This window comes from Dyella sp. C9, assembly GCF_003332825.1.
Lineage (GTDB): Bacteria > Pseudomonadota > Gammaproteobacteria > Xanthomonadales > Rhodanobacteraceae > Dyella.
Map to the genome: position 1 here is coordinate 130570 of NZ_QIRF01000006.1, position 19281 is coordinate 149850.

The following is a 19281-nucleotide window of genomic DNA, read 5'->3' on the forward strand; positions in this document are numbered from 1 at the left end:
GCCGGTGGCGCTGACATCAGCCGTACTGAGGCCATTTTGACTTGCATAATCAAGAGCCCACCGCATGGCCGCACTTGCCTCGACCCATTGAGGCGGCGCCTCGCCGCTGACCATCGCAAAGTCGGCCAGGACGTCGTGGATGTCTTTGAAGTTGGTGCCTGGACTAGATACAACGAGCTCGCCAGTCCGGGCATTTTTGAAGACAGCCCCTTGATAGCCATCTGCCGAAAGCGACGTTACATAGAGAACTTCATAACGGTCTCCTGACCCAGCGACCGATTGGCCAACTGCCAGTCTTGTATAGACCATGGACGACAAAAAAGCATAGTCTTGCGTCGAAACGGTCATATCATCTCTCCTTGATGTGATTACCTGACTTCAATAGCTACATAAATACCTGGAATATGGTCCCTAGAAGGCAACAATGGAAAGCAAGAATTAATATCCGAGCGATCAAAAGAACACTTTACTTTCCACCGAAAACCCGACTGAAATTCCCTGCGTGAAATACCCGACCCTGCATGCCGTCCGTTCGGCGCGTGAATGGTTATGTCGACACCCAATAACTGCCACGAACATTTCTCTTTTGGCACGTAGTAATCCCGGTAAATTTCAAACAGCCCGTTACTACCCCTAACCGCAACATCGCCTCTTGGGAAATCGATGTACCCTCCCAAACCGTACCAATAGTCAATGTTGCTGCAGTCTTTCGATAGGTTTCCGTATTGAACGCTGACGGTCACCGGGTAATCAGTCTCATGCCCGTCCACAGTCACCACGAGCTCCAGCTTGTCGCGTGGCGCCGTGTTCACCGGCGGCGGAGATAGGTCCTTCCTCCCATTGCAGCCGGCCAATAGAAGGCCGATGGCCATAACCAATGCGGCCCTCGCGTATCGCCTTGCGGTCCAGATCATCGACATTTCCTGATTCAATATTGGAACATTTGGTCCTGAAAACTCGAATCGAAGTGCATCGTTTATGGACACCGCTGAAAAGCGCATACTGACCCCAGGGGTTTGAGTCCAGCATTTAGCGCTCTCGCATCGACTCCGACACTCCCCTAACCAAGGGATCGAAAACAAACGCGATCACCCGCCGCTTGCCCGTATTGATCTCTGCAGTCAGCGCCATGCCGGGGCTTAGGTTCACGGCGACTCCGTCTACTACCAGCGTCGAGCGCTTCAAGCGGATGTTTGCCTGATAGATCAGGCCCAGCTTCTCATCGTTGATTGCGTCATGCGAGACGCTCTCTACCTCCCCTTCCAGATAGCCGTAGCGGGTGTAGGGGAAGCTCTCGACCTTTACCGTGGCGCGCTGGCCTGCGCGGACAAACCCGATGTCCTTGTTGAGAACGGTAGCCTCGACCTCCAACGGCTCGTTCTCGGGCACGATGGAGAGCAAGGCCTGGGCCGGTGTAACAACACCGCCCACCGTATGCATGGCCAGCTGTTGCACTGTGCCAGCGACCGGGGCTCGCAGGTGCATGAGCGCATCGCGCTGGATTGCCTTGGCCAGTTCCGGCTCGATCTGCTGAATTTGCTCCTGAGCTTGGCGAAGTTCGTCCTGCCACTGCCTGCGCGTATCAGTCGTGCTAACCACCAACTCTCTCTTCGCACCGACGATGGCCGAGCGAAGCTCTTCCCTGCGGCTTAGCTGACCGGCCAAATCGCGCTCAGCGTTGATACGCTCTTGCTTGCGCAACATGTATTCCTGCTTTGGAACGTAGTTCTTCTGCAGGAGTGTCTCGTAATCCTTTACCCGTGCCTGGGAGATTTCTAGGTATTGCTCCAGTGGCAGGATGGCAGACTCGACCGTACGCAATTCAGCCTGCTTTTGCGTCACGATGGACTCCAGGCTCTGCTTTTTTGCCTGGAATGCGGCGAACTGGACAAGCGCAAGGGTTTGGGCGTCGTGGAAGCGCTGACTCGGCAGGTCGCTCTCTTTGGACATGGTAGGCGATTGCCCCGTATCCAACGCTTGGATCAAGGCAGTAGACCTCGCCTCGATGAGCCTTGCACTGGTCAATGCGTCTTGAGTCTTGCGGCTATCCGCAGACGTCGCTGTAGTATCCAGTTCGATCAGTAGGTCCCCTTGCTTCACCACCTGCCCGTCCTGAACCAGGATGCGCCGCACCACAGCTGACTCCGCAGGCTGGATCACCTTGGTTCGCCCAGTGGTGAGCGTTTTTCCTGGTGCCACGGCGACCATGTCCAGTTGGCCCAGGCACGCCCACAGCAGGGCTACGCAGAACAGCGCGATGATTGTCCACATGCTCAAGCGAGGCGCAGGCGACGGCGGCGATTCCACCAACTCCAGATGTGCGGGAAGGAAGGCAAGTTCCTCACGCGTACGCTTCAGGGGCTCCATGCCATGACGTTCGTGCCATGCCACACGGAAGACCTGCACATAGCGCATCCATATCTCGCGGATGACTATCAGTCGTTCGCTCATGGCATTTACCCCTGTTGCAGCCGATAGAGATGGGCGAAGCGACTACCCGGCTGTCTCAGCAATTCTTCCGGTGCTCCCGTTTCAACAATGTTCCCTTTGTCGATAACCACGATGCGATGGGCGTGACGCACAGTGGACAGTCGATGGGCAATGATCAGCACGGTCCGCCCCTGACATATCGACCGCATATTGGTCATGACTGCGCGTTCCGACTCGTAGTCGAGCGCACTGGTGGCTTCATCAAGGATGAGAATGCGCGGATCTGAAACCAAGGCACGCGCAATCGCCACACGTTGGCGTTGGCCGCCCGAAAGGCTCGCTCCGTACTCTCCGACCACCGTGTCATAGCCCTGGGGAAGGTCCACGATGAATTCATGCGCACCAGCGAGCTGGGCGGCGTGAAGCACTCGCTCCATCGGCATGCCTGGGTCGGCCAATGCGATGTTCTCGCGTACGCTGCGGTTGAACAGGAAGTTCTCCTGCAGCACGACGCCCAGCTGTCGCCGCAGCCAAGCAGGGTCGGCCAACGCGAGATCGGCACCATCGACCAGCACGCGGCCACGCTCAGGTACATAGAGGCGCTGGATCAACTTGGTCAGCGTGCTCTTGCCCGAGCCTGAGCGGCCGACAATGCCGACGACTTCGCCCGGCTGGATATCCAGCTGGATTCCCGACAACACCTCTGCGGCATCAGGCCGATAACGAAAACCCACATGGTCAAAAGTGACGCGGCCACGAATGGATGGCAATGCCATGCGGCTGCCATCGGCCTCTGTCTTTGTGTTGAGAATGTCACCCAGGCGTTCCACCGAAATGCCGACCTGCTGGAAGTCCTGCCAGAGTTGGGCGAGACGCACGATGGGCATGGCTACCTGGCCCGCAAGCATGTTGAAGGCAATCAACTGGCCAACAGACAGTGAACCGTCGATCACCCGTTGGGCACCCCAATACAGGATGGCGATGGTCACCATCTTCTGGAGCAGTTGGACGCCCTGCTGTCCGATATTGGCAAGCCGTGTGACCCGAAACCCTGCGCTGACGTATCCCGCCAACTGGTTGTCCCACATCCGGGTCATGCGCGGATCGACGGCCATCGCCTTGACAGTGGCCATGCCCGAAACGGTTTCGACCAGGAATGACTGGTTGTCGGCCCCGCGGGCGAACTTCTCATCGAGCCTGGAGCGCAACCCCGGTGTAATAGCCGCTGACCATATGGCATACAGCGGCAGCGAAATGACCACAATGAGGGTCAGCCAGCCACTGTAGAAAAACATCACTCCCAGGAATACGAAGGTAAACAACAGGTCCAGCAGCGAAGTCAGCGCCTGGCCGGTCAGGAAGTTGCGGATGTTCTCCAACTCCCGGACCCGGGCGATCGTGTCACCCACCCGGCGTGACTCGAAATAGGCCAGTGGCAAGGCCAGAATATGGCGAAACAGCCGCGCACCCAGTTCTACATCGATGCGGCTGGTGGTGTGTGCGAAGACATACGTCCGCAGTCCCGCGAGCAGCACGTTGAACAAGGTAATGGCGATCAGGCCCACCGTGATGACGGCCAGAGTTGTCATCGCATGGTGCACGAGCACCTTGTCCATCACGACCTGGAAGAACAGCGGCGTCACCAGGGCAAACAACTGCAGGAAAAGGGAGCACACCAGAACTTCCACCAGCAGTTTGCGGTACTTGATGACGGCAGGTACAAACCAACTGAAATCAAACTTGGCGAGGCCGGCGACAAGGGACGCGCGTGAAGCGACCGTCAACAACCGACCGCGGTAGCGATCGGCAAATTCGTCGCGCTTCAACAGGGCCGGGCGCCCAAGGGTCAGGTCGTGAATGAGCACCTTTTCGGCATCGACCCTTGCCACTACAAAGGCTCGCCCGTCCCCCTGCAGGGCGAGTGCGGGCAACGCCACCCGGTCTATCCGTTCCGCCGGTTGCGCGACTACCTTGGCCTTGAGGCCTAGCCCGCGGGCAGCGAGGACCAGGGTGACTTCGTCGAGGGCCTGCTCTCCCACGCCAGCCTGGTGCTTCAATTGAGCAGCATTGGCCGGAATACCGTGCAACTGGGCCAGCATCACCAGCCCGAGCAGGCCTTGATCCTGATTGCTCGCTGCAGGCGCCTGCGTGCCGTCAACGCTCTCCGACGGCGATCCCGACGCCTCCGTCGTGGTACTTGGTAATGCATCCATGCCCGCACCGCTCCCCTTTCGAGAACATCCGCCACCTCATGCAAGCGCTCTGGACCCGCCATCCAGGAGGTCAAGAGCCTTCCCAAGCGATCGATACTCAATGGCATCCAGTCGCCATCGAAACCACTTCGCCTGGCTTGCGACCCGAGCTTCCGCCAGCTCTCCATCACCCTTCTGGGCAACCAGGCCGAGCGACTCTCGCGAATCGCAAGATATTGCGACGCTAGCAGGTGAGTGCGCCACCCGCCAGCAGCGTAGGCTGCACCGGGCTTTTCAATGCCCACCACCGCCCCGATGCACGAACTGCCGCTCCTCAAGTACGTGCCTCGTCATGCCGCGGACACTGGGCCGCCTTGCATCCGGCTCTTTCTGGCAGCCCCACACGAAAATTCGGCTTAGCCGTACATTGAGCGACACCACCCGGAGAGGCCTGCCCCGCCATGCGCGCACTGACCGACTGGCTGGAACGGATCGACCCTGGCACGCATCGCCGCATCAAGGGGCTGCGCCTGGTCACGGCCTACGGCATCGCCGCGGCGATCGGCGCGCTGCACGACGTGACCTTGGGGTTGGGCGACAACGTATCCATCGGCACGCTGGCGGCGGGGTTTGCGCTGTGGGCAAGTGTGTCCGAGGCGCGGCACAGCCGGCCCGAATCGAGTCGTGACCTCGCCTTGCTTTGCCTCAGCGCGACGCTGGGCGCGCTGGTGCAGGCGCTGCTGTCGCCGTGGCTGGTGTCACTGGGCAGCCCAGCACCTGAACTCGTGCTGGTCAGCGGTGCGTTTCTCGCCAGTTACCTGAAGCGCTTCGGCGTGCTCGGTGCAGGCCTGGGTTCGCAGGTGTACATCGGCGAGTTGCTGGCCTACACCATGAATCTCAATGCGTCGGCGTGGCCGGCCATCGTGGTGGCAGGATGTATCGCCGCCGTGGCCTCGATCGTGCCGCGCCTGCTGTCGGGTCCTGCGGAACGGCCCGCCGAACTGGCCGCGTTGTCGCCAGTAGGGCTGCCGGGCCGGTGGCATCTGTCGGCCCCCTTCATCATGGGTGTGCAGGCCGCGGCCGCAGCGCTCGTCGTGGTCGGACTCAATGCGCGGTTCCACATGAGTGAATCCGCCTGGGCCATCACGGCCTGCACTTACGTGGTCGCCGGCAGTGCCACGGGTACGGCGCAGCGCGTGCGCCGGCGCATCATCGGTACGCTGGTCGGCGTGCCACTGGGCTTGGCCTGCCTGCCGATTGCCGAGCACGCGCCATTGCTGATCTGGACGCTGGCCGCGGCGGCCATGGTGATCTACGCCATGGCCTTGCCCGAACGCTACGACGTCGCCTGCGCGGCGTTTGCCTTCACCCTGATCGTGACACTCGCCGCTTCCGGCGAGCACTCCGTCGCCACCCTCAGTGCGCGCATCTGGCAAACCCTGCTGGGCGGCTTGCTCGGCCTGCTTGCCGCGCATCTGATCCTGCCGCTGCGCACCGAGGATGCCCCCGCCGCGCCAACCTGACGGTCACCACTGCGCAAACCAGGCGACGGATGCGCTCAGGCCTTCTCGCGGAAATGCGAGCGCATGAAGTCGATATAGCCCTGCTCGTTCAACTCGCGCCGCGCACGAACAAAGCCACGGGCGTCGTCGCCAACCAGGTAGCGGAGCTGTTCGCTGCCGTCGGTCACCGCCTGCCAGATCACTTCCGCGACCTCCGCCGAACTCATCATGCGCCCTGCCCGCATGCTGTCGAAGGCGGCGTTGGTATTCGCCACGAAGGCGTCGTAGTCGGCAAGCCTCGCCTGACCGGAGTGTTCCTGACCCGAGCGTTCGCCGAAACGCGTGCTGCTGACGCCACCGTGCGGGATCACCAGCTTCACCGCGATGCCCTGCGAGGCCAGCTCGTAGGACAGCGCCTCGGAGAACCCTTCGAGGGCGAACTTGCTGGCGCAATACAGCGACAGCATCGGCAGGGTGAACATGCCGGCACCCGAACTCACGTTGACGATGACACCGGCGTGCTGTGCGCGGAAGTGCGGAAGCATGGCCCGCGTCACCGCCATCACGCCGAATACGTTCACCTCGAACTGGTCGCGGATCTTGTCTTCCGGCGTCGCCTCGAACAGGCCGTACTGGCCAAAGCCCGCGTTGTTGACCAGTGCATCGATGCGACCGAAGCGCGCGATGCCGGCCTCGATGGCGGCGTGAATGCTGTCCGGGTCCTGCACGTCCAGGCGCGTCACCAGCAGCTGCTCGCTGTCGGCCAGCTCGCTGGCCTCGGGGCGACGCAGGGTGGCGACTACGTTCCATCCGGCCGCAACAAAGTGCCTGGCGGCGGCCAGGCCAATGCCGGAGGAGGTGCCGGTGATCAATACGGTCTTTTGCATGGTGGGCTCTCGACTGGGAATGACGGGAAGGTAGTGCCACCCCATAAGTGCAACAATCGACGCAATCGAACATGGCCTGATGCACAATCCAGAACAATGAAGCGTACCGGTCTGGATGAACTCAATGCGGTGGTGGCGGTTGCCGCGCATCGCAGCTTTCGCGCCGCGGCGGCGGCGCTGGGGCTATCGCCCTCGGCGCTGAGCCACGCCATCAGCGCGCTGGAGCAACGCATGGGCGTGCGGCTGTTCCACCGCACCACGCGCAGCGTGGCGCTGTCGGCGGCAGGCGAACAATTCCTGTCGCGAGTGCAGCCGGCACTGCGCGACATCGCCGCGGCCATGGAATCGGTCAACCAGTTTCGCGACACCCCCACCGGCACGCTGCGCATCAATCTCTCGCTGGGCGCCGCGCGCATGTTGCTGGTGCCCGTGGTGCTGCGTTTCCTCGCGCGTTACCCCGAGATGCAGGTGGACCTGGTGTCCAACGACCGCATGGTGGACATCGTGGCCGAGGGCTTCGATGCCGGCATCCGGCAGCTCGATGCCGTACCGCAGGACATGATCGCCGTGCCCTGCACGCCCGACCTGCGCTTTGCCGTGGTGGCCTCGCCGCAGTACTGGCAGGGCCGGGCCAAGCCCAGGACACCGGGCGACCTGCTGTCCCACACCTGCATACGCGCACGCTTGCCCAGCGGTGCGCCGTACCGTTGGGAGTTCGAGAAACATGGCGAAGCGGTATCGATCGACGTGCCCGGCCCGCTTACGCTCAGCCAGTGGGAACTGATGGTCGAGGCCGCGCTGCACGGTGTCGGCGTGGCCTACGCCAGCGAGTGGTCGGTGGCGGCGCATCTTGCCGCCGGGCGACTGGAGCGCGTACTGGAAGACTGGACGCCGCCATTCCCGGGGCTCGCCCTGTATTACCCAGGACACCGGCATGTGCCGGCAGGCTTGCGCGCCTTCGTCGAGGTGGTACGGGAAGTGATGCGCGAAGCGTGAGCGCCGCAGCCGCCTTGGCAAAGCCTCGGCGACTGCGATTCACGCAAAAGTGCCATCCGTGGCTGGAGGGGTGCCAGTCCGTGGCTGTTCGCAAGTATTTGCGATTTCGCCAATAACGTCAACCTGACCCGGCCTCGTCGATGTTGACGAAACCGGGCAAGGAGGCGTGGCTCAGCGCAGGCCGGTTTCCGCGCGCGCGATCACGATGCGTTGGATCTCGCTGGTGCCTTCGTAGATCTCAGTGATCTTGGCGTCGCGGAAGTAGCGCTCCAGCGGCAGTTCCTTGGAGTAGCCCATGCCGCCATGGATCTGCACCGCCTGGTGGGCGATCCACATCGCAGCCTCGGAGGCGGTGAGCTTGGCCATCGAGGCTTCGGTACCGAAACGGCCGCCGTTCTTCTCCGCCTCGCCCTTGGTCCAGGCCGCACGCAACGTCAACAGCATTGCGGCGTCCAGCTTGCACTTCATGTCGGCGATCTTGGCCTGGGTCATCTGGAACGTGCCGATCGGATGGCCAAACGCCTTGCGGTCGCGCGACCACTGCAGCGTGGCCTCATACGCCGCGCGCGCAATGCCCAACGCCTGCGAGGCAATGCCGATGCGTCCCGCATCGAGCAGGCTCATGCCCATGGCAAAGCCCTTGCCCTCCGCGCCGAGCAGGTTTTCCTTCGGGCAGACGTAATCGGTGAACTCGATTTCGCAGGTCGCCGAGGCGCGAATGCCCAGCTTCGGCTCGCTCTTGCCCGCGTGGAAGCCGGGCAGCTGCGTATCGATGATGAAAGCAGACACGCCCTTGGCGCCGATGCCCGGCGTGGTGATCGCGAACAGGATGATGTAGCGCGCAACCATGCCCGAGGTGATCCAGCTCTTCTTGCCGTTGATCACCCAGTCGCCGTTGGCGTTCTTGCTGGCACGCGTGTGCATGGCCGAGGCATCGGAACCGGACTGCGGCTCGGTCAGCGCGTAGGCGCCGATGGCCTCGCCCTGCGCGATGGCACGCACGTACTTCTGCTTCTGCTCTTCGGTGCCGTGCTTGAGGATGCCGTTGCAGAACAGCGAATTGTTGACCGACATGATGGTCGCGGTGGCGGCATCGGCCGCAGCGATCTCGATCATTGCCAGCACGTAGGCAATCGGGTCCATGCCCGCACCGCCGTACTCGGTCGGCACCTCGATGCCCATCAGGCCCAGCTGACCCATCTCGCGGATGTTGTCGAGCGGAAACTCCCCCTTTTCATCCAGCTCGGCCGCCACCGGCGCGATGCGCTTCTGCGCGAAATCGCGGGCAATGGCCTGGATGGACAGCTGGTCGTCGGTAAAGCGGAAATCCATGGAACGGCTCCAAGGGGAAGGAGGAAGCCGCACATTTTAGCCCGCCTCGCATGACGACCTCTGTGCGGGTGCAGCAAGGCTCCCCCGGGGGCGTCAACGCCCTATCCACCGAATCCTTGCAGGAGCGCGTCCTGTGCGCGATTGCCGCCTCGCCGCTCCGCAGGCTTGTCGCCCACAGGGTGGGCTCCTGCAGGAAAACCGGCGGGCCCCTGTCCCGCAGCCGCGCCCCCAAATCCGGGCCCAACTTGACGCATCCCGGCCCGGGGCCTAGCCTTACGCATCTCTGTATCGCGATAAAAGGATGCTCGATGGATCTGGCCACCGCCTCCAGCGTGCTGCGACTGCTGGCGGACCCCACCCGCGTGCGCCTGCTGGCCCTGCTGGAGCGCGAGGAACTCACCGTGGCCGAGCTGGCCGCGGTGCTGCATCTCGCCCAGCCGCGCGTCTCCACCCACCTGGCCAAGCTGAAGGAAGCCGACCTGGTGCGCGACCGCCGCGCCGGTGTGTCCGCCTATTATCGGGCCAACGGTGAAACCGATGAAAGCCAGCAGGCCCTGCTGAAGTCGCTGCGCGACAGCATCGACGACGCCCTGCTGCGCGAAGATGCCGAGCGCCTGCCCGGCGTGCTGGCGCAGCGTGCCCGCGAGGAAGGCTGGGCCGATACGGTCGCCGGCGACATGGAACGCCACTACTCGCCGGGTCGCACCTGGGAAACCCTGGCCCGTTCGCTGCTGCAGCTGCTGGAAACCGGCGACGTGCTGGACATCGCCTCCGGCGACGGCATCACCGCCGAACTGCTCGCACCCCACGCGCACTCCATCGTCTGCGTGGACAGCAGCGAGCGCGTGGTGGAAGCGGCCTCGCAGCGCCTCAAGCCGTTTGCCAACGTGGAAGTGCGCCAGGGCGACATGCACGCGCTCGACCTGGGCGAACGCCGCTTCGACCTCGTGCTGATGCTGCACGCCCTCACCTACGCCGAACAGCCGGCCAAGGCGGTGGCGGAGGCAGCGCGCCTGCTGCGCAGTGGCGGCCGACTGCTGGCGGTGACGCTGGGCAGGCACGATCACCGCGCCGCGGTGGAACCGTTCGACCACCGCAACCTGGGCTTTTCCTCCGATGAGTTGGGCGGTTTCGCCAAGGCGGCCGGCCTTGCGGTGGTGAGCTGTACCCGGCTGAGCCGCGAGCGCAAGGCGCCGCATTTCGAAGTGATCAGCCTGGTCGCGCGCAAGAGTTGAGGAGAGTCCGTCGATGAGCACGCCGCCCTGGCTGCATCCCGAACGCGTCGCCCTGCTGGAACAGCAGTTGCGTCGCCGCATCCTGATCCTGGATGGCGGCATGGGCACGATGCTGCAGAAGCATGCGCTCGACGAGACAGCCTTTCGTGGCGAGCGCTTCGTCGATGGCCATGACAGCAGCCACGCACATGACCACCCGGGCGAGTGCGACCTCAAGGGCAACAACGACCTGCTCACGCTGACCAACCCGGACATCATCCGCGGCGTGCACGAAGCCTACCTGGAAGCCGGTGCCGACCTGGTCGAGACCAACACCTTCAATTCCACCCGCATCAGCCAGGCCGACTATCACCTGGAGCACCTGGCGTACGAGTTGAACCTGGAGGGCGCGCGCCTCGCCCGCGCCGCCTGCGATGCCTGGGAGGCGAAGACGCCCGAGCAGCCGCGTTTCGTGATCGGCGTGCTTGGCCCCACCAGCCGCACCGCCTCGCTGTCGCCGGACGTGAACGACCCCGGCTTCCGCAACGTCACCTTCGAAGAGCTGGTCACCAACTACACCGAGGCCGCCAACGGCCTCATCGATGGCGGCGCCGACCTGATCATGGTCGAGACCATCTTCGATACCTTGAACGCCAAGGCCGCCCTGTTCGCGCTGAGCGAGCTGTTCCACCAGCGCGGCGAGCGCGTGCCGGTGATGATCTCCGGCACCATCACCGACCGCTCCGGCCGCACGCTCTCGGGCCAGACCGCCGAGGCGTTCTACTACTCGGTGCAGCACGCGCGCCCGATTTCGGTCGGGCTCAATTGCGCGCTGGGTGCGGCCGACCTTCGTCCGCATGTGCAGACGCTGGCCAACGTGGCCCAGTGTTTCGTCAGCACGCATCCCAACGCCGGCCTGCCCAACGCATTCGGCGAATACGACGAGACGCCCGAACAGATGGCCTCGGTGATCGGCGGCTTCGCCCGCGACGGCCTGCTGAACCTGGTGGGGGGGTGCTGCGGCACCACGCCGGCGCACATCAAGGCGATTGCCGAGGCCGTGTACGGCGTCGCGCCGCGCACGCTGCCTGCGCAAGCGCAGGAGGCCGCGTGACGCGCCCTCTCCCCGTCGGGGAGAGGGCTGGGTTGAGCGGGCGCCCCAGCCTCAAGCCCGCATTTTTCAATGGGCTCGCAAGCCCCGTCTCCACACCTCGATCCTCTTTCCCGCGGAAAGAGGAGGAACCTGCCTGATGCCTCGCTACACCCGTCTTTCCGGCCTCGAACCGCTGGTCATCACTCCTGACCTGCTGTTCGTCAACGTGGGCGAGCGCACCAACGTCACCGGCTCCGCGCAGTTCCGCAAGCTGATCAAGGAAGAGCGCTACGAAGAGGCCGTGGATGTCGCGCGCCAGCAGGTGGCCAATGGCGCGCAGATCATCGACGTCAACATGGACGAGGGCCTGATCGACTCGGAAGCGGCGATGACGCGCTTCCTCAACCTGATCGCCGCCGAGCCCGACATCGCCCGCGTGCCGGTGATGGTCGACTCGTCCAAGTGGAGCGTGATCGAGGCCGGCCTGCGCTGCCTGCAGGGCAAGGGCATCGTCAACTCGATCTCGATGAAGGAAGGCGAGGAGCTCTTCCTCGAGCACGCGCGCATGGTGCAGCAGTACGGTGCCGCCGTGGTGGTGATGGCCTTCGACGAGCAGGGCCAGGCCGACACCTGCGCGCGCAAGGTGGATATCTGCTCGCGCGCCTACGCATTGCTCACCACCCGGCTCGACTTTCCGCCCGAAGACATCATCTTCGACCCCAACATCTTCGCCATCGCCACCGGCATCGAGGAGCACAACAACTACGCGGTGGACTTCATCGAGGCCACCCGCGAGCTGAAGCGGCGTTTCCCCGATTCGCACATCTCGGGCGGCGTCTCCAACGTGTCGTTCTCGTTCCGTGGCAACAACACGGTGCGCGAGGCGATCCACTCCGTGTTCCTGTACCACGCCATCAAGGCCGGCATGGACATGGGCATCGTCAACGCCGGCGCGTTGATGATCTATGACGACCTGCCCACCGAGCTGCGCGAGCGCGTCGAGGACGTGGTGCTCAACCGCCGCGCGGACGCCACTGAACGCCTGCTGGAAATCGCCGACAACTACAAGGCCAGGAAAGGCGAAGTCGTCGTCGAGAACCTGGCCTGGCGCGAGAAGCCGGTGCGCGAGCGCCTCAGCCACGCCCTGGTGCACGGCATCGACCAGTACGTGGTGGAAGACACCGAAGCGGCCCGCGTGGGTTCCTCGCGCCCGCTGGACGTGATCGAAGGCCCGTTGATGGACGGCATGAACGTGGTCGGCGACCTGTTCGGCGCCGGCAAGATGTTCCTGCCCCAGGTGGTCAAGTCGGCCCGCGTGATGAAGAAGGCCGTGGCGCACCTCATTCCTTATATCGAGGAAGAGAAGGCGCGCACCGGCGATGCCGGCAAGTCCAACGGCAAGATCATCATGGCCACGGTCAAGGGCGACGTGCACGACATCGGCAAGAACATCGTCGGCGTGGTGCTCCGCTGCAACAACTTCGACGTGGTGGACCTGGGCGTGATGGTGCCCGCGCAGAAGATCCTTGACACCGCGATCGCCGAGAACGCGGACATCATCGGCCTGTCCGGCCTGATCACCCCCTCGCTGGAGGAGATGAGCCAGGTCGCACGCGAGATGCAGCGCCAGAACTTCACCATCCCGCTGATGATCGGCGGTGCCACCACCTCGCGCGCGCACACCGCGCTGAAGATCGAACCGCACTACAAGTCGCCCACGGTGTGGGTGAAGGACGCCTCGCGCGCTGTCGGCGTGGCGCAGTCGCTGGTCAGCAAGGACCTGGTCGATGCCTTCATCGCCAAGGTACGCGCCGAGTACGCCGAGGTGCGCGAACGCCACAAGCAGCGCGGCAGCGGCAAGCCGCTGGTACCGATGGAAAAGGCCCGCGGCCAGCGCTACACCACCGACTGGGCGGCCTACCAACCACCGCAGCCACGCCAGCCCGGCATCACCGTGTTCGACGATTACGACCTGGCCGAGCTGCGCGAGTACATCGACTGGTCGCCGTTCTTCAACGCGTGGGAGCTAGCCGGCCGCTATCCGGCCATCCTCGACGATGAGATCGTCGGCGTGCAGGCACGCGAATTGTTCCGCGACGCACAGGCGATGCTCGACCGCCTGATCGCCGAGAAGTGGCTCACCGCGCGCGGTGTGATCGGCTTCTGGCCTGCCTGTTCGGTGGGCGACGACATCGCGGTTCACTCAGTCCCCTCCGGGGAGAGCGGACAAGACTGGCCCGAATCGTCGGGCAAGCCACTGGCCATGCTGCATCACCTGCGCCAGCAGGTGGACAAGCCGGCCGATCGCCCCGACTTCTGCCTCTCCGACTTCATCGCACCCAAGACCGCTGGCAAGCGCGACTGGGTGGGCGGCTTCGCGGTGACCGCAGGCGTCGGCATCGACGAACACGTGGCGCGTTTCGAGGCCGCGCATGACGATTACTCATCGATCCTGCTCAAGGCACTGGCCGACCGCCTGGCTGAGGCCTTCGCCGAACGCCTGCACGAACGCGTGCGCAAGGAGTTCTGGGGCTACGCCGCAGACGAAACTCTCGACAACGAGTCGCTGATCGACGAGACCTACCGCGGCATCCGCCCTGCCCCCGGCTACCCCGCCTGTCCGGACCATACCGAAAAGGCCACGCTGTTCCGGCTGCTCGACGCCACCGGCAATACGGGTATCGAACTCACCGACAGCTTCGCGATGTTTCCCACCGCAGCGGTGTCCGGCTGGTACTTCTCGCACCCGGACAGCCAGTATTTCGTGGTGGGCCGCCTCACCCGGGAACAGGTGGACGACTACGCCAAGCGCAAGGGCTGGACGCGTGAAGAAGCCGAGCGCTGGCTGGCCCCCAACCTCGACTACGACCCCGACTGACAGCAACCCGTCTGCTGGAGCGCACCCTGTGCGCGACAAACCCACCTGCCGCAGAGGCCGTGGTCGCGCACAAGGTGCGCTCCCACAGCACAGCGAATCAGACCTCGCTTTCCACCAGCGAGCGACGCTTCACCTCGCGCATGTGCACGGCCAGGTTGTAGACCGAGACGAAGGCCGGGAAGAAGTTCGACAGGATGCCCACCGAGTCGTTCTTGCCGAAGATGAAGTAGGACAGCAGCAACGCGCTGCCCACCACCGACAGCCACCAGAACGACAACGGCATCACCACGCGCTTGAGCTTGCGCGTGTAGTACAGCTGCACGAACCAGCGGCTGGTGAACATCACCGAACCCAGGTAACCAACCATCTTCCAGGGCGTGAACTCGAAATTGTGCAGGGCATTGAGGATGTGCGTGAGTTCGTGCTGCAGGAAGTCCATGGTTCGGCCCAGATATCGCAGGGAAATGGCGAATTGTACTCGCCCACCTTTCAGCCAACTGCGGCCGCGCGAAAATTTTCCCGACCCAAGACTTGACCCGCCATGCCCTACCCCGTATATTTGCGCGCTCGGCGGGCGATTAGCTCAGCGGTAGAGCACTGCCTTCACACGGCAGGTGTCGCAAGTTCGATCCTTGCATCGCCCACCACCGAAATTGCAAAGGCCCGGCATCGCCGGGCCTTTTCTTTTGTCTCCGGCTCACGCCCATCGACAGGCGGGCGTCCCGCCATGCAGCCCGACCCACACCGCCGGCCGTAATCCCCCCATTTCCAGCGCCTACACGGCCCCGGCGGCAAGCCGCAAATAATTGCGCGATCACTGGCTCGGCCCCGGCCCCTGCGCCGGTCATACAATCCGCATCGACTGACACATTTTTCCCATACACAAAGCGCCCTTCCGCATGGACAATAGGGGGTCGAAGTCTCCGAGGGGGAGAGGAATCATGAGTCAGGGTGACGGTATGGCGAACCCCGTGGCGCAGCTGCTTGTCGTGACACGAAGCCTGGTGGAACTCACCGACCGCGCCATGTCCGACAGCGAACTGTCGCATGCGGCCGCCGATGTGCTCGTGTTTGCAGCCAGGCAGGCCGCGCGGCTGGTAGAAGACGTGGTAAGCGCCCGATCACATGATCCGGCCCGCGCGCACGCTTTCGCGCAATCGCCCAGCAGCACGGACCTCGACCGCGCGTATGCCGACCTGGAGTGCCTGGCGGAAGCGGCCAGCATGATCCGCGCGCACGGCATCGGCTCGCAGTACCGCGCCCACCTCGCCTACCTGATGCGTTACGCCGCCGAATCGGCCTGCAATGCGCTCGAACGCGCTGAACGCGCCATGGCCGAGAGCACTCCGGCCCGGGACATCGCCGAGCTGGCGGATATCGCGGCCATCCACGCCCTGGACAAGACCTTCCGGTGAAGCACTGCTCACCGGAAGGGTGAGGGTTTTCAGTTGGTCGCCGTCTTGGCGCCTGGACCCACCTGCTGAAGCGGCCCGACCTGCACGTGCCCGACCCAGCCGTCGAATACGTTCACAGCGGCGGCATCGACCACCTTCACCACCATGCCCGCCTGCGGACAGGAAGCCGGATCGGTGACAGGATCGGCCGAGTTCCCGGCCCCCGCCATGCAGTACTTGCCGCCGCTGTTGCTCAGCCGCGTCAACATGGCCATGCCGTCGGCGTAACGCTTTTCCGCGCGCACCGCCGCGGTACTGTCACCGTAGATGGGGCGCATCTTGGCCAGCAGTTCCTGCGCTGCCTTGCGCTCGGAGGCCGACGCCGCGGCATATGCGGTCTGGTAAGCCTTCTGGAAATCGGAGTTGGGGCGCTCGGAGGCAAGCGCCATCCACGCAAGGGCAAGCGGTCGGTTCACCGGCTGGTGATCGCCATTGAGCGCCATGATGCCCAGCACGTACTGCGCGGGCTTGCTGGCCCAACTGGCGGCCGTGGTGAAGAAGCGCTGCGCACTCTCGTAGCGGTGGCTACCGTAGGTTTGCGTGCCCAGGCAGTAGTAGTAGTCGCCCGGCAGGAACTTTTCCTCACCAATGGCGCAGTTCGTGTTGGCCAGATCTTCATCCGTGGGGACGGGCTCACTGTCGGCGGCCGGCGCTGCACTGCTCTGCGCATGCACGAGACATGGCATAAGCGGTGCGGCCAACAAGACGGCCAGGCCCAGTTCCCACAATCGATGGCGGCGCTTTCCATGCATGATGATGTCTCCGATGGTCAATGACGCGTAGCAAAAATAGACGCGCATCGTAACGTGACTGACCGACCACAGGATGACAACGGAGGCCTTTGAATAAACGCAAGTTCTTGTGCGCAAGCTGCATCACGGGCAGGCCTGCGCAACAAGTGAACCGGGCCTCGCGACGGAGCGAGGAATCGGGTGGGCTGTCCATCCTGGACAGGTGCCACCCGTGTGCGCGTCATCCCTGACAGGCTTCGGCAGCAGCCTCCCAGCTGACTGCCTCTCCCCCTCCGCACGGAGGTTTCCTCAGGTACCTCGCCGGATGGACTGGCACAAGGCCCAGGCAAGTGCGGGTGCCCATCGCGACGAGGTCCGACTATTGTCCTTACACAACGCAGACCCCGACATGAGACGACTCTCAAATCGAAACTCAGCGTCGGCGGTTCGTCGATTCTGTGATGCGATTAGCCCATGACAGTACGACCAGGACACCTGCCAGCACGGCATAGGCGCCGGCAAACTGCCAGACCAACGGCTGCGAACGGGAATCGAGTTGCCACGGCACGTAGATGCCGCCGTTCGGGTCCACCGAGTGGATCACGCCAAACACGCTGAGCGCGGCGCCAAGCAGCAGGATCGCCGCCGCACGCCCTGCCCGGCCATCGATCATGGCCACCAGGAAACTCGCCCAGATCATCGCGGTGATGATGAAGCCGTTGCCAAGCACGGTGATGACCGCAAGCTCCGACACACCATGGGTGCGATCGGCAAACAACGCGGCAAAGTGCTCGGGTGATACATAGGTTGGATCCGCCAGCTTGATGGTGAGCATGCGCGCGATCGCCGGGAAGAAGCTGAACACCACCGCGGCCGCGTAGCGCAACGGCGTGGCTTCGAAGGCCTGCACGGTGATGCCGATGGCCACGAACACCAGGATCGGCGCCAGCACCGACAACGGCAGCAGTTCCACCAGGCTGGAGAGGTAGCCGAAGATGCCACCCAGGCCGACGAAGACGCCGGTGAGCAAGGTATAGCCGCTGCCCGCCCCCATGGCCTTGTATGCGGGCTGGCCGATATAGGGCGTGGTTTGCGCCACGCCGCCGCAAAAACCCGCCACCAGCGTAGCCAGCGCTTCGACCAACAGGATGTCGCGCGTACGGTAGTCGTCACCGGCGGCCCTGGCGCTCTCGCTCACGTTGATGCCGCCCACCACCATCAGCAACCCGAACGGCAGGATCAGCGGCAAATAGGGAATGGCCGCAGGCAGGCCATCGATCCATTGAAGCGTGGGCCATGGCAGTGCGAACCGCGCGTGCCAGCCTGGCGGTGGCTGGTAGCCGTTGCCCAGCCAACCCAGCGGCCCCAGCACGAAGTAGAGCAAGGCGCCGACTGCAAACGCCACCAGCACGCCGGGCAAGCGCCAGGGCATGGGCGCGCGCGCCACCAGCGCATACAGCACCACGCCCAGTCCGGCAAAACCCACCACCGGCACCTTGAGGATCTCCACCAGCGGCAGGACCCCCATCAGCACCAACGCAATCCCGGCGATCGAACCGAGCAACCCGGCACGCGGTACATGCCGTTGCACCATGCCACCAAAGAACGACAGCACCAGCTTGAGCACCCCCATGATGACCAGCGAGGCCATGCCGAGCTGCCAGGTGGCCACGCCCGCCGCGTGCGGATCCATTCCCGCCTGCCGGAACTGCAGGAAGGCCGGTCCCAACACCAGCAACGCCATGCCGATGCTGGTGGGCGCGTCCACACCCAGAGGCATGGCGGTGACGTCGGCTCGCCCGCCCTGCCTGGCCAGTCGGCGTGCCATGGCGGTGTAGGCGAGATTGCCCAGCAGCACGCCGAACGTGGTGCCCGGAAACATGCGCAGGAAAACGATGTCCGCTGGCAATCCGAAGCCGCCGATCAAGGCGGTGGCCAGGAAAGCCATCACCGACAGGTTGTCCACCACCAGGCCGAAGAAGCCATTGAAATCGCCGGCACTGAACCAGCGTGGTCGCGTCACGGGATGCATGTCAGAACGACACCTCGGCAGGCTGGGTGACGCGTAGCACTGAGGTGTCACCCGTGCGCCGTTTCCACGCGGCGCGGATGGCCTCCACCTTGGCCTGGTTCGCGGCCGTGTCGGGATAATCCACCACCAGCATCTTCGAGCGCAGCCGCTCGGGCGTCGCCTGGCCCTTGCCCTGCCATTGGCCGTAGGCGTCGATCACGCTGAGGCCATCGGGGAAGCGCGGGGTTACCTCGGCATCGAGAAAGCTCTGCCATCCCTGCTCGCTGACGCCCTGGCCGACAGCGTCGGCGGGCCCCAGCCCGAAATAGAGGCGTGTCTCCACCCATCCCTCGGCCCGGACGGGATGCGCGGCGTCGCCCTGCAGGCTACCCCCGGAAACGGGCGTGGCGGCACATCCGGCCAACAGCGCGGCGACCAGCATGGCAACAACCGGGCGTGCCAGGTTCATATGCGCTCCCCCTTCACGTTTGGACATCCATACGCGGCCTCCCCCCCTGGGCCCGCAGTATGGACAAGCCCTCTGGCGCGGCGCAACAAAAC

General features: G+C 64.0%; 15 protein-coding genes, 1 tRNA gene and 1 pseudogene. 7 read left to right on the forward strand and 10 right to left on the reverse strand.

The window, feature by feature from the left end; genetic code table 11:
• The 4 genes and pseudogenes from DVU99_RS19945 to DVU99_RS10215 form a co-directional block, all read right to left on the reverse strand.
• Positions 1-348: pseudogene (locus tag DVU99_RS19945) on the reverse strand (hypothetical protein); the annotation flags it as partial.
• A gap of 20 nt (positions 349-368) precedes the next feature.
• Positions 369-914, reverse strand: a complete 546-nt coding sequence (locus DVU99_RS20125; RefSeq protein WP_232823543.1) for a hypothetical protein — start codon at positions 912-914, stop codon at positions 369-371.
• A 115-nt stretch (positions 915-1029) separates the two neighbouring features.
• Complete coding sequence (locus DVU99_RS10210) at positions 1030-2451, reverse strand: HlyD family type I secretion periplasmic adaptor subunit (protein ID WP_114240105.1); 1422 nt, start codon at positions 2449-2451, stop codon at positions 1030-1032.
• Between the two features lie 5 nt (positions 2452-2456).
• On the reverse strand, positions 2457-4643 hold the full coding sequence (locus DVU99_RS10215; protein ID WP_114240106.1) for a type I secretion system permease/ATPase: 2187 nt from the start codon (positions 4641-4643) through the stop codon (positions 2457-2459).
• A 440-nt stretch (positions 4644-5083) separates the two neighbouring features.
• Here DVU99_RS10215 and DVU99_RS10220 point away from each other — a divergent pair, with 440 nt between their 5' ends.
• Complete coding sequence (locus DVU99_RS10220; protein ID WP_114240107.1) at positions 5084-6145, forward strand: FUSC family protein; 1062 nt, start codon at positions 5084-5086, stop codon at positions 6143-6145.
• A 35-nt stretch (positions 6146-6180) separates the two neighbouring features.
• Here DVU99_RS10220 and DVU99_RS10225 read toward each other — a convergent pair whose 3' ends face one another.
• A complete protein-coding gene (locus DVU99_RS10225) occupies positions 6181-7011 on the reverse strand; it encodes an SDR family oxidoreductase (RefSeq protein ID WP_114240108.1) in 831 nt (276 codons plus the stop codon).
• A 96-nt stretch (positions 7012-7107) separates the two neighbouring features.
• On the opposite strand from DVU99_RS10225, the gene DVU99_RS10230 reads away from it, so the two are divergent.
• Positions 7108-8007 carry a LysR family transcriptional regulator gene (locus tag DVU99_RS10230; protein ID WP_114240109.1) on the forward strand — a complete coding sequence of 300 codons (900 nt, stop codon included), beginning with the start codon at positions 7108-7110 and terminating at the stop codon, positions 8005-8007.
• Between the two features lie 171 nt (positions 8008-8178).
• On the opposite strand, the gene DVU99_RS10235 is transcribed toward DVU99_RS10230, so the two are convergent.
• Entirely contained in the window at positions 8179-9339 is a 1161-nt protein-coding gene (locus tag DVU99_RS10235) for an acyl-CoA dehydrogenase family protein (RefSeq protein WP_114240110.1), read from the reverse strand.
• 308 nt (positions 9340-9647) lie between these two features.
• On the opposite strand from DVU99_RS10235, the gene DVU99_RS10240 reads away from it, so the two are divergent.
• The 3 genes from DVU99_RS10240 (at position 9648) to metH (ending at position 14524) form a co-directional block, all read left to right on the forward strand.
• Complete coding sequence (locus DVU99_RS10240) at positions 9648-10574, forward strand: metalloregulator ArsR/SmtB family transcription factor (protein ID WP_114240111.1); 927 nt, start codon at positions 9648-9650, stop codon at positions 10572-10574.
• A gap of 13 nt (positions 10575-10587) precedes the next feature.
• Entirely contained in the window at positions 10588-11667 is a 1080-nt protein-coding gene (locus DVU99_RS10245) for a homocysteine S-methyltransferase family protein (protein ID WP_114240112.1), read from the forward strand.
• 136 nt (positions 11668-11803) lie between these two features.
• A complete protein-coding gene (metH, locus tag DVU99_RS10250) occupies positions 11804-14524 on the forward strand; it encodes a methionine synthase (RefSeq protein WP_114240113.1) in 2721 nt (906 codons plus the stop codon).
• Between the two features lie 97 nt (positions 14525-14621).
• Here the strand turns inward: metH and DVU99_RS10255 are convergent, their stop codons facing one another.
• A complete protein-coding gene (locus tag DVU99_RS10255) occupies positions 14622-14963 on the reverse strand; it encodes a lipid-A-disaccharide synthase N-terminal domain-containing protein (RefSeq protein WP_114240114.1) in 342 nt (113 codons plus the stop codon).
• 133 nt (positions 14964-15096) lie between these two features.
• Between DVU99_RS10255 and DVU99_RS10260 the strand changes: the two genes are divergently transcribed.
• Together DVU99_RS10260 and DVU99_RS10265 are read left to right on the forward strand one after the other, a co-directional pair.
• Positions 15097-15171: transfer RNA gene (locus DVU99_RS10260), tRNA-Val, on the forward strand.
• A 324-nt stretch (positions 15172-15495) separates the two neighbouring features.
• The gene (locus DVU99_RS10265; RefSeq protein WP_157971398.1) at positions 15496-15939 is read left to right on the forward strand and encodes a hypothetical protein; all 444 of its coding nucleotides are present in this window, start codon (positions 15496-15498) and stop codon (positions 15937-15939) included.
• Positions 15940-15968: 29 nt separating this feature from the next.
• Here DVU99_RS10265 and DVU99_RS10270 read toward each other — a convergent pair whose 3' ends face one another.
• The 3 genes from DVU99_RS10270 to DVU99_RS10280 form a co-directional block, all read right to left on the reverse strand.
• Entirely contained in the window at positions 15969-16730 is a 762-nt protein-coding gene (locus DVU99_RS10270; protein WP_232823544.1) for a hypothetical protein, read from the reverse strand.
• A 412-nt stretch (positions 16731-17142) separates the two neighbouring features.
• Entirely contained in the window at positions 17143-18741 is a 1599-nt protein-coding gene (locus DVU99_RS10275; RefSeq protein ID WP_114240117.1) for a hypothetical protein, read from the reverse strand.
• A 1-nt stretch (position 18742) separates the two neighbouring features.
• Entirely contained in the window at positions 18743-19189 is a 447-nt protein-coding gene (locus tag DVU99_RS10280; RefSeq protein ID WP_114240118.1) for a DUF3574 domain-containing protein, read from the reverse strand.
• Positions 19190-19281: the final 92 nt, after the last annotated feature.